Origin of the sequence: Rhodoferax sp. (assembly GCF_023701345.1) — a bacterium.
GTDB lineage: Bacteria > Pseudomonadota > Gammaproteobacteria > Burkholderiales > Burkholderiaceae_C > Rhodoferax.
The window spans coordinates 1-11,336 of the sequence record NZ_JAMPXE010000113.1; the positions used below are offsets into that span (position 1 = coordinate 1).

Consider the following 11,336-nt stretch of genomic DNA (forward strand, 5'->3'; position numbering starts at 1 on the left):
CTGGTCTTGCAAGGTGACAAGGCCAAAGCGGTCACCGAATACGAAAAAGCCTATCGGTTGTTTGACGCGCGTACCGAATATCGCCGTCTGGTTGAGGTCAAGCTCAACGCCCTGGGCGTTGATGTCGGACCCCAGGATCAATTAGCTATTGCGGCCGGGAAGTAAAAATCATGGCAAATCTTTATTCGGTGGCGGCATGGCGGCGCGCCCTGTTGGTGTTGCTGGTGGCCGCATTGTCCGCCTGTGCCAGCAGCACTGACGCGCTCAAGCCGGCTGATTTGGGTGCCAATCCGGCGCTGCTGGGTGTGCGTACCGCCTGGAGCAGCAAAATTGCGCCGGTCGATTTCCCTTTGCAGGTCAAGGTAGTTGGCCACACGGTGGCACTTGCGGCTGCGGATGGTGCTGTGCTGTCGCTCGATGCGCGCAGCGGTGCCGTGTTGTGGCGTACTCTGGTCGGCGCACCGATTGCCGCCGGTGTAGGCAGTGACGGACGCTTTAGCGCCGTTGTCACCCGTGCCAACGAATTGGTGGCGCTCGAAGCTGACCAGGTCATTTGGCGTGCCGCACTGACCACGCAGGTCTTCACCGCACCGCTGGTGGCCGGTGAGCGGGTATTTGTATTGGGTGCCGACCGCAGTGTGGCGGCATTTGATGCCAGAAGCGGTCGCAAGCTCTGGCAGCAGCAGCGTCCCGGTGAGGCGCTGGTGTTGCGCCAGGCGGGCATCCTGACGGCAGTCGGCAATACCCTGGTGGCCGGACTGTCAGGTCGCCTGGTCGGCATGAATCCACTCAATGGCAACACCGTGTGGGATGTGGCGCTGGCCACGCCGCGGGGTACCAACGACATTGAGCGATTGGTGGATCTGGTGAGCGGTTTCAGCCGGAAATCCAATGAGATTTGCGCGCGCGCTTTCCAGTCCGCCGTGGGCTGTGTCGATACGCAGCGTGGTACCGCTATCTGGAAACGTGCAGCGGCCGGTGCCGTGGGGTTGCAGGGTGATGAACAGCAGGTTTATGGCGTGGAAAGTGATGGTCGCGTGCTGGCCTGGCGGCGCAGCAACGGTGAGCCGGTCTGGACCACCGATCGCCTGCGCTACCGGGACCTCAGTGCGCCACTGGTGTTGGGGCGTTCGGTGGTGCTTGGTGATGCCACCGGGCTGGTGCACTTTTTGTCGCGTGCCGACGGCACGCCATTGACCCGTCTGGCGACCGATGGCTCACCGATTCGTGTGACGCCGGTGGTGGCAGCTGACACCCTGGTGGTGGTCACGCGACAGGGGGGTGTCTATGGTTTTCGACCTGAATAACACTGGCTCTTTCACGGATAGCACGGCATGAAACCTGTATTGGCATTGGTCGGGCGACCCAACGTTGGCAAATCGACGTTGTTCAACCGTCTGACCAAATCGCGCGATGCCATCGTGGCAGATTTTGCGGGTTTGACGCGTGATAGGCATTACGGCAATGGCAAGCTGGGCAAGCACGAATACATCGTGATTGACACCGGCGGTTTCGAGCCCGATGCGAGCGCCGGCATCTACAAGGAAATGGCCAAGCAAACGCGCCAGGCGGTGGCCGAAGCTGATGTGGTGATTTTCGTGGTCGATGCGCGCGCCGGCGTCTCCGCGCAGGATCATGACATTGCCAACTACCTGCGGCGTCTGGGCAAACCCTGTGTGATGGTCGCCAACAAGGCCGAAGGCATGGTGGCAGGCAGCCAACTCGTCGAATTCTATGAACTCGGATTTGGTGAAGTTCTTGCCGTGTCGGCGGCCCACGGTCAGGGCATCCGCGAGTTGCTTGATCTGGCCTTGCTGCCTTTGCAGCCAGGCGAAGACGAAATCCAGGAAGCCGAGCAGCCCGGTGTCATCAAACTGGCGGTGGCTGGCCGGCCGAATGTGGGCAAATCAACCCTGATCAACGTCTGGCTGGGCGAAGAACGCCTGGTGGCGTTTGACCTGCCGGGTACCACGCGCGATGCGATTTCAGTGCCGTTTGAACGCAATGGCCAGAAGTTTGAACTGATTGACACCGCTGGCCTGCGCCGGCGCGGCAAGGTTTTTGAAGCGATCGAAAAATTCTCGGTGGTGAAAACCCTGCAAGCGATTGAGTCCGCCCATGTGGTGTTGCTGCTGATTGACGCGACCCAGGGGGTGACGGACCAGGATGCCCACATTGCCGGCTACATTCTGGAAAACGGCCGCGCCGTGGTGCTGGCCGTCAACAAATGGGACGCTGTGGACGACTATCAGCGCGAACTGGTCAAGCGCTCGGTTGAAACCCGCCTGCCTTTCTTGAAGTTTGCCAATATGCACTTCATCTCGGCGCAAAAGCGCCAGGGTCTGGGGCCCTTGTGGGCTTCCATCGCGCAGGCCTACAAGGCGGCCACCTGCAAGATGTCAACCCCGGTGCTGACACGCTTGTTGCTGGAGGCGGTGCAATTTCAAAGTCCGCAACGATCAGGTATGTTCCGGCCCAAATTACGCTATGCCCACCAGGGCGGCATGAATCCGCCGGTCATCGTGATCCATGGCAATTCTCTGGAGCACGTGACCGATGCCTACAAGCGCTTTCTGGAAGGACGTTTTCGCAAAGAGTTCGATCTGGTGGGGACACCGCTGCGCATTGAGATGAAGACTTCCAGCAACCCTTTTGCGGACAAGGTCGCCTGATCAGCCTGCTGCCCGGGTGACGCTGGATTTCGTGAGGAATTAGAGCCGCGCCGCCAGGATATTGAATGGTGCTGTGTTATCGTCAACCCTTCTTAAATTTCCAAACACGGAGAATATCGTGAATAACAAAGGCCAACTCTTGCAAGATCCATTTCTGAACACTTTGCGTCGGGAACATGTTCCGGTGTCAATTTATCTGGTTAATGGCATCAAGCTACAAGGTCAGATTGAGTCGTTCGATCAATATGTGGTCCTGTTGCGCAACACGGTGACACAAATGGTCTACAAACACGCCATTTCGACCATTGTGCCTGGACGGGCCGTCAATTTTTCAGCGACTGAGGGTGAACAACCTGCAGCAGTCTGATCGCCAGATCACTCCCACCTTGCTGGTGGGGGTCGATTTTGGTCTTCCCTTTTTTGATGCTCAACTCGAAGAACTAGGTCTGCTGGCTCAGACTGCCGGTTTGACGCCGGTTGCGCGCATCACTTGTAAACGCAAAGCCCCGGACGCCGCACTTTTCATTGGCAGCGGCAAAGCTGACGAAATCAAGCAAATTGCGAATCAATTGGGCGTGCAGGAGGTTTTGTTTGACCAAAGCCTGAGTCCGGCGCAACAGCGCAATCTGGAGCGTCATCTTGAACTCCCGGTCAATGACCGCACCTTGCTGATTCTTCAGATTTTTGCCCAGCGCGCGCGCAGCCATGAAGGCAAGCTGCAAGTCGAGCTGGCACGCCTGCAGTATTTGAGTACCCGCCTGGTGCGTCGCTGGTCTCATTTGGAGCGTCAGAGTGGCGGCATCGGCATGCGCGGGGGGCCGGGCGAATCGCAAATCGAGCTGGACCGGCGCATGATTGCAGACAGCATCAAGCGCATCAAGGAACGGCTCGTCAAGGTCAAGCGACAACGGCAGACCCAGCGCCGCCAGCGCGAGCGCCGTGATGCTTTCAACATTTCGCTGGTGGGTTACACCAACGCGGGCAAGTCCACGCTTTTCAATGCCCTGGTCAAAGCGCGTGTTTATGCCGCAGACCAACTGTTTGCCACGCTCGATACCACCACCCGGCAGTTGTATCTGGGTGAGCTCGGGCGGGTGATTTCCTTGTCAGACACCGTCGGTTTCATTCGGGACTTGCCGCACGGGCTGGTTAATGCATTCCAGGCCACCTTGCAGGAAGCCGTGGATGCTGATCTGCTGCTGCATGTGGTTGATTTTTCCAGCCCCGGTCACCTTGAGCAAATCGCCGAGGTACAGCGCGTGTTGTCTGAAATTGGCGCGGGTGATATTCCCCAGTTGCTGGTTTTCAACAAGCTCGATCAGGTCGAGCCCGCTTTGCGGCCCCATGGGGTACAAGATGTCTACGATCTGGCAGGGGTGCCTACTCCCCGGATTTTTTTGAGTGCACAGACAGGTGATGGGGTGGCCGACTTGCGCCAGATGCTGGTTGAAAAGATTCAGGTGCCTGAAGCGACACCGGTTTTGCAGCCGGATTTCCATGTGACTCATGAGGCTGACCCTGATTTCGGCACAATGGAGTCAAAATAAATATGAGTGATTCGATGAAACTTCAACGACCGACTTTTAGCCTGGCTGCCATGCCATCCCGACTTCGGGGTATGTTCAACCTGAATGATCCACGTTGGGGGCGTTCCGACGACAAGCCGGACGCATCTGATGCGCAGGGTGACCAGCAACCGCCCGAGCCAGCACCCGATACGCAGCCCCACAATCAGACCCCTCGTGGTCCGAAACGTGGTGCCAACCAGGGGCCGCCGGATCTCGACGAGTTGTGGCGTGACTTCAATCGCAAACTGGGCGGCTTGTTTGGCAATGTCAAAGGCGGCAACCGGGGTACGCCGCCGATTCGTGGCGGTGGTTCAGGCGGTGACAACGGTGGAGGTTTTCAGCCTGACATGAAGAGTGCTGGTATTGGCGTGGGGCTGGTGGCGGCCGTTGCTGTCTTGATCTGGCTCGGTACCGGTTTCTTCATTGTGCAGGAAGGTCAACAGGCGGTTATCACCCAGTTCGGCAAGTACAACTCAACTGTGGGCGCGGGTTTCAATTGGCGTCTGCCTTATCCGATTCAGCGCCACGAGCTCATTTTTGTGACCCAGATCCGCTCAGTGGATGTAGGCCGTGACGTGGTCATCAAGGCCACTGGATTGCGCGAGTCGGCGATGCTGACCGAGGACGAAAACATTGTAGAAATCAAGTTTGCCGTGCAGTACCGGTTGAACGACGCGCGCGCTTTTTTGTTCGAGAGCAAAAATCCGGCTGATGCCGTGGTGCAGGCTGCTGAAACGGCGGTGCGCGAAGTGGTCGGCAAGATGAAGATGGACAGTGCGCTGTCCGAAGAACGAGACCAGATCGCGCCACGGGTGCGCGCCATGATGCAAACCATTCTGGACCGCTACAAGGTCGGTATCGAGGTGGTGGGTATCAACCTGCAACAGGGGGGCGTGAGACCGCCAGAGCAGGTGCAAGCCGCGTTTGACGATGTGCTCAAGGCTGGTCAGGAGCGTGAGCGCGCCAAGAATGAGGCCCAGGCCTACGCCAACGACGTGATTCCCCGTGCTGTCGGTGCAGCCTCGCGCCTGAAGGAAGAAGCCGATGCCTACAAGTCCCGGATCGTGGCGCAGGCCCAGGGTGACGCGCAACGCTTCAAGTCGGTATTGGCCGAGTACCAGAAGGCGCCCCAGGTGACCCGTGACCGCATGTACATCGATGCCATGCAACAAATTTACGGCAGTGTGACCAAGATCATGGTGGACTCCAAACAGGGTTCGAACCTGTTGTATCTGCCACTTGACAAGCTGATCCAGATGACCGGGCAGGTGGCCCAGGACGCGGCAACCGTGCCGGTACCGCCATCGCCCAGTCCTGCCAATGCGGCTGCCGCCATTTCGGATGCTCGCGCCCGTGACGCGGCGCGTGACCGTACCCGTGAAACCCGATAGGAGCCAGGCATGAACCGCTTAGGATTTATTTTTTCAAGCATTCTTTTTGCGTTGGCTCTGCTCAGCTCAATGCTCTTTGTGGTGGATCAGCGCCAGTTTGGTGTGGTACTGGCCCTGGGTCAGATCAAGGAGGTGATTACCGAGCCGGGATTGAACTTCAAGCTGCCGCCGCCGTTTCAAAATGTGTCCTACATTGACAAGCGCTTGCTCACGCTCGACAGCACCGACAACGAGCCAGTGCTTACCGCCGAGAAGCAGCGGGTGGTGATTGACTGGTATGTGCGCTGGCGCATTTCCGAACCCACCGAGTACATTCGCAACGTTGGCACCACCGAGGCGGCCGGCGCCAGCCAGCTTAACCGGGTGGTACGCAACGCTTTTCAGGAAGAAGTCAACAAGCGCACCGTCAAAGAACTGCTGTCGGCCAAGCGTGAAGAAGTGATGAACGATGTCAAGGCTGAAGTTTTGAGCCAGGTGCGCGGTGCCAAACCCTGGGGTGTGGATGTGATCGACGTGCGCATCACCCGGGTGGACTACGTGGATGCCATCACCGAATCGGTTTACCGTCGCATGGAGGCGGAGCGCAAGCGCGTTGCCAACGAGCTGCGCTCCACCGGCTTTGCCGAAGGCGAAAAGATTCGTGCCGATGCCGATCGCCAGCGCGAGGTTACCGTGGCAAATGCCTATCGCGATGCCCAAAAGTTCAAGGGTGAGGGTGATGCCGAGGCGGCGCGGCTGTATGCCGAGGCGTTTGGCCGTGACCCGCAATTTGCCCAGTTTTACCGTAGCCTTGATGCTTACAAAGCGTCCTTTGCCAACAAGAACGACGTGATGGTGCTCGACCCGTCGAGTTCCGAGTTTTTCAAGGCCATGCGCGGTGGCGTGTCGGCAAGCCCCAAAAAGTAAAGCCCGGGGCTGGTTTGGACAGCACCACCTTTTGGCTGGCCGTGGCGCTGGTGCTGGTCATTGAGGGCTTCATGCCCTTCATGTTACCGGGCACCTGGCGCCAGACCTTTGTCCAGATTCTCAAGCTCAGCGATGGCCAGTTGCGATTCTTCGGTTTGTGCAGCCTGTTGCTGGGTGTGGCGCTGATTTGGTGGCTGACGTGACGAAATGCCGTGCTTTTGCCCGGTAAAATCACGTATTTAACAGCCTCTCAAAATCACATGTCCGCTTGGGTTCTGCCGGATCACATTGCCGATGTCCTGCCTTCTGAGGCGCGCCACATCGAAGAACTTCGCCGCGACTTGCTCGATACCGCACGCAGTTATGGCTACGAACTGGTCATGCCACCGTTGCTGGAACATCTCGAATCACTGCTGACGGGTGCCGGTTCCGCGCTCGACCTGCAGACTTTCAAGCTCGTCGATCAGCTGTCTGGTCGCATGATGGGACTGCGCGCCGACAGCACGCCGCAAGTCGCGCGCATCGATGCGCATTTGCTAAACCGTGCCGGGGTTACCCGTCTGTGTTATTGCGGCCCGGTGCTGCATACCCGCGCCAGTGCGCCCCATGCCACGCGCGAGCCATTGCAGCTGGGCGCCGAAATTTATGGCCATTCAGGCCTGGAAGCTGACATCGAAATACTGACGCTGGCCGTCGACTGTCTCAAGGCGGCCAAGGTGCAGGCGCCCGGTATTGATCTGGCAGATGCCCGTTTGGTCAAGGCCTTGCTCGCGGAGGTTACCCTGAATGCAGCCCGGTTGGCTGATGTGCACGCAGCGCTTGCCGCCAAGGACAGCGCCGAATTGCGTGCACTCACCCGTGATCTGCCTCAGCCGGTACAGCAGGGCTTGCTGGCGCTGGTGCAACTCTATGGTGACGAGCGCGTCTTGGTGGAAGCAGAAAAAGTCCTGCCATCTTTGCCCGAGGTGCAGGAAGCGCTGCAAAGCCTGCGGCAATTGGCGCAGCACCTGCCGGCGGCCAAGCTCAGTTTTGATCTCGCCGACTTGCGTGGTTATGCGTATTACACCGGTGTGCGTTTTGCCATGTATGCACCCGGCGCCAGTGACGCTTTGGTGCGCGGTGGTCGTTATGACGAGGTGGGTGCGATATTTGGCCGCAACCGGCCCGCGGCCGGTTTCAGTCTCGACCTCAAGGCGCTGGTGGCGGTGGTGGCACCGCGGGCCTTGCAAGCGGCTGTTCGCGCCCCCTGGCGCGACGATGCCAGCCTCAATGCCGCCATTGCCGCCTTGCGCGCACGCGGCGAGATTGTGGTCTGTGTGCTGCCAGGTCATGAGAGCGAAGTCGATGAGTTCCATTGCGACCGCGAGCTGGTTGAAGCTGGCGGGCACTGGATTGTTCAAGCCAAACATTGAAACTATAGAGAAGCAAAAAATGACTGCAATCAAAGGACGTAACGTTGTTGTCGTTGGCACCCAGTGGGGTGACGAGGGCAAGGGCAAGCTGGTGGACTGGTTGACCGAGAGCGCCCAGGGCGTGGTGCGTTTTCAAGGCGGCCACAATGCCGGCCACACGCTGGTCATCAACGGAATCAAAACCGCGCTGCACCTGATTCCGAGCGGCATCATGCGCCCGGGCGTCAAGTGCTACATCGGCAACGGTGTGGTGCTGTCGGCGGCCAAGCTGTTTGAAGAAATTGCCGGGCTGGAAAAGGTGGGCGTCGACGTGCGTTCACGACTGCGCATCAGCGAAGCCTGCCCCTTGATTCTGCCTTTTCATGCAGCGCTGGATGTGGCGCGTGAAGCGGCGCGCGAGCAGGGCGGCAGCGAAAAGATTGGCACCACCGGGCGCGGCATTGGTCCCGCCTACGAGGACAAAATTGCCCGCCGCGCCCTGCGCGTGCAGGATCTTAAGTTTCCCGAGCGCTTTGCCGGCAAACTGCGCGTGCTGCTGAGCCTGCACAATCACGTGCTGACCACTTTTCTGGGCTCGCAAGCCTTTGACTTTGGCCCGACGCTGGCACCTTACATGAAAGACGGCGAAGTGCAGTTTGACGCAGTCTATGACGAGGCCATGCGCCACGCCGAGCTGCTCAAGCCCATGATGGCTGACGTTTCGCGCGAACTCAATGACGCCCATCTGAACGGCGAAAACCTGCTGTTTGAGGGTGCGCAGGGGACGTTGCTCGATGTTGACCACGGCACCTATCCGTTTGTCACCTCCAGCAACTGCGTGGCCGGCAATGCCGCCGCCGGCGCCGGTGTCGGCCCTGGTCTGCTGCATTACATTCTGGGCATCACCAAAGCCTATTGCACCCGCGTCGGTGGCGGCCCGTTCCCGACCGAACTCGACTGGGAAGTCGAAGGCACACCGGGTTGGCACATGAGCACCGTGGGCGCTGAAAAAGGCGTTACCACCGGGCGCAGCCGCCGCTGCGGCTGGTTTGATGCGGCGCTGCTCAAGCGCTCGGCGCAGGTCAATGGCCTGACCGGCTTGTGCATCACCAAACTGGACGTGCTTGATGGTCTGAAAGAGCTCAAGTTGTGCACCGGTTACGAACTCGACGGTGAAGTGACCGACATCCTGCCTATGGGGGCCGATGACATTGCGCGTTGCGTGCCGGTCTATGAAACCCTGGAAGGCTGGAGCGACAGCACCGTGGGCGTCACGCAATACGAAAAATTGCCCATGGCGGCACGGCTCTATCTGCAGCGTATCGAGCAGGTCACGGGCGTGCCGGTACACATCATTTCGACCAGCCCGGACCGCGATCACACCATCATGATGCGCCATCCTTTTCTGGCCGACTGATCCCGAAGTTGCCATTTTTCATTGACATCCGATCCGCGTTAGCAACGATTATTCAAGGGGCATTTATGTTGACAGAAGACGGCAAGCATCTGTATGTGAGCTACGACGAGTACCATGGCCTGATTGAAAAACTGGCAATCAAGATTTTTCAGTCGGGCTGGGAATTCGACACCATTCTGTGTTTGGCACGCGGCGGCATGCGCCCGGGCGACATTCTGTCGCGGGTTTTTGACAAGCCGCTGGCCATCATGTCCACCAGTTCCTATCGTGCCGGATCAGGCACGCAGCAAGGCAATCTTGACATCGCGCATTACATCACCACGCCCAAGGGGGAGATCGCCGGCAAGGTGTTGCTGGTCGATGACCTGGCAGATTCCGGCCTCACGTTGAACGCTGTGATCGATCAGCTCAGAAATAATTACAAGCCGATCACCGAGCTGCGCAGTGCCGTCATTTGGACCAAGTCGCTGTCCAAGTTCACGCCCGATTATTCGGTTGAATTCCTGCCGACCAACCCCTGGATTCACCAGCCCTTTGAAGGTTACGACAGCCTGCGTCCCGAGCAACTGATCAAAAAATGGAGTGTTTGATACCCACCTGTTTTTGCCATGGCTGAGCTCATCACCGCCCTGATCCATCATCCCTACCAGCCGCCGTCGGGGTTTGTCGCACCGCAGCCCGGGGTTTTCAAAGCCTCCACGGTGTTTTTTCCGAATGTGGCTGCCATGCGCCAGTTTGACTGGAAAGACAAGTCGGCCTACACCTACGGGTTGCACGGCACGCCCACCACCTACACCCTTGAAGAGCGGCTTTGCACGCTGGAGGGCGGCGCCCAGTGCTTGCTGGTACCCAGTGGCTTGGCGGCCATTGCGACGGTATGCCTGGCTTTGCTCCGAAACGGTGATGAGGTGCTGATTCCCGACAATGCCTACGGCCCGTCCAAAGCCTTGGCCGAGGGTGAGTTGGCGCATTGGGGCATCACGCACCGCTACTTTGACCCCATGGACCCCGCTGACTTGGCAGCCAAACTGTCGCCGCAAACCAGGCTGGTCTGGCTCGAGGCCGCAGGTTCGGTCACGCTGGAATTCCCCGACCTGTGCGAGCAGGTACGCCTGTGCCGGGCCGCCAAGGTGCTTTGCGCCCTGGACAACACCTGGGGTGCGGGTCTGGCCTTCCGGCCGTTTGACCTGCAGCCGGGTCAGTTGCCAGCGTTGGCGGTTGATATTTCCATTCACGCACTGACCAAATACCCCAGCGGTGGCGGCGATGTCCTGATGGGCAGTGTCATCACCACCGATCAAGGCTTGCACATGCGGCTCAAGCTGTGCCATATGCGCCTCGGGCTCGGGGTTGCCGCCAACGATGCCGAGAGCGTGTTGCGGGCTTTGCCCAGCCTGTCGCTGCGCTACCGGCAGCACGATGAAAGCACCCGTGCGCTGGCCCATGGCTGCCAGCAGCGCGATGAGTTTGCCCAGGTCCTGCATCCTGCCTTGCCGCAGTCGCCCGGCCATGCGCAATGGCAGGCGTTGTGTGGCGACGCCTTTGGGGCGGCGGCTGGCTTGTTCAGCGTGATCTTCAAGCCGGACTACAGTCAGGCGCAGGTGGATGCTTTTTGCGATGCCTTGCAATTGTTCAAGATTGGCTACAGTTGGGGCGGCCCCATGAGTCTGGTCATGCCTTACCAGCTCGAGACCATGCGTTCCAAATGGCCGGCGCACCTGGCGCGGGGCACGCTGGTTCGGTTTTCCATTGGCCTGGAGTCTGCTGCGGACTTGCAGAATGACCTGTTGCAAGCCTTGCAACAGGTCGCTTGAGTTCAGGCGCGGTCTGTCATGCTGGCTCACCTCGCCCGGGCGGCTAAAATCAGGGCATTAACTTGAAAGCACAACTTGGCAACACCTAATTACGGCTACGAAAAGCGTCAGAAAGAACTGGCAAAGAAGAAGAAAAAAGAAGAGAAACTGAAAGAAAAAGCCCAGCGCAAAGCGGGC

Annotated in this window: 11 protein-coding genes; all 11 read left to right on the plus strand. The window is 59.0% G+C overall.

Features of this window, described 5'->3' with window-relative positions:
* Positions 1 to 170: 170 nt before the first annotated feature.
* Positions 171 to 1,307, plus strand: a complete 1,137-nt coding sequence (gene bamB / locus NDI87_RS13680; RefSeq protein ID WP_296275914.1) for an outer membrane protein assembly factor BamB — start codon at positions 171 to 173, stop codon at positions 1,305 to 1,307.
* Positions 1,308 to 1,334: 27 nt separating this feature from the next.
* The gene (der, locus tag NDI87_RS13685) at positions 1,335 to 2,672 is read left to right on the plus strand and encodes a ribosome biogenesis GTPase Der (RefSeq protein WP_296275915.1); all 1,338 of its coding nucleotides are present in this window, start codon (positions 1,335 to 1,337) and stop codon (positions 2,670 to 2,672) included.
* A gap of 118 nt (positions 2,673 to 2,790) precedes the next feature.
* Positions 2,791 to 3,039 (plus strand): RNA chaperone Hfq, encoded by a 249-nt coding sequence (gene hfq / locus NDI87_RS13690; RefSeq protein ID WP_296160774.1) that lies wholly within the window; start codon positions 2,791 to 2,793, stop codon positions 3,037 to 3,039.
* Complete coding sequence (hflX, locus tag NDI87_RS13695) at positions 3,017 to 4,219, plus strand: GTPase HflX (RefSeq protein WP_296275916.1); 1,203 nt, start codon at positions 3,017 to 3,019, stop codon at positions 4,217 to 4,219. The genes hfq and hflX overlap by 23 nt, the downstream gene beginning before the upstream one ends.
* Positions 4,220 to 4,233: 14 nt before the next feature.
* On the plus strand, positions 4,234 to 5,631 hold the full coding sequence (hflK, locus tag NDI87_RS13700) for an FtsH protease activity modulator HflK (protein ID WP_296275917.1): 1,398 nt from the start codon (positions 4,234 to 4,236) through the stop codon (positions 5,629 to 5,631).
* A gap of 9 nt (positions 5,632 to 5,640) precedes the next feature.
* The gene (gene hflC / locus NDI87_RS13705) at positions 5,641 to 6,537 is read left to right on the plus strand and encodes a protease modulator HflC (protein WP_296275918.1); all 897 of its coding nucleotides are present in this window, start codon (positions 5,641 to 5,643) and stop codon (positions 6,535 to 6,537) included.
* 14 nt (positions 6,538 to 6,551) lie between these two features.
* Positions 6,552 to 6,740: a DUF2065 domain-containing protein gene (locus tag NDI87_RS13710; RefSeq protein WP_296275919.1), complete on the plus strand. Its 189-nt coding sequence runs from the start codon at positions 6,552 to 6,554 to the stop codon at positions 6,738 to 6,740.
* 57 nt (positions 6,741 to 6,797) lie between these two features.
* The gene (locus NDI87_RS13715) at positions 6,798 to 7,949 is read left to right on the plus strand and encodes an ATP phosphoribosyltransferase regulatory subunit (protein WP_296275920.1); all 1,152 of its coding nucleotides are present in this window, start codon (positions 6,798 to 6,800) and stop codon (positions 7,947 to 7,949) included.
* 19 nt (positions 7,950 to 7,968) lie between these two features.
* Positions 7,969 to 9,345 (plus strand): adenylosuccinate synthase, encoded by a 1,377-nt coding sequence (locus NDI87_RS13720; RefSeq protein ID WP_296275921.1) that lies wholly within the window; start codon positions 7,969 to 7,971, stop codon positions 9,343 to 9,345.
* 65 nt (positions 9,346 to 9,410) lie between these two features.
* A complete protein-coding gene (locus tag NDI87_RS13725; RefSeq protein WP_296275922.1) occupies positions 9,411 to 9,935 on the plus strand; it encodes a phosphoribosyltransferase in 525 nt (174 codons plus the stop codon).
* Positions 9,936 to 9,953: 18 nt separating this feature from the next.
* Positions 9,954 to 11,159 (plus strand): PLP-dependent transferase, encoded by a 1,206-nt coding sequence (locus NDI87_RS13730; RefSeq protein ID WP_296275923.1) that lies wholly within the window; start codon positions 9,954 to 9,956, stop codon positions 11,157 to 11,159.
* Positions 11,160 to 11,336 lie beyond the last annotated feature (177 nt).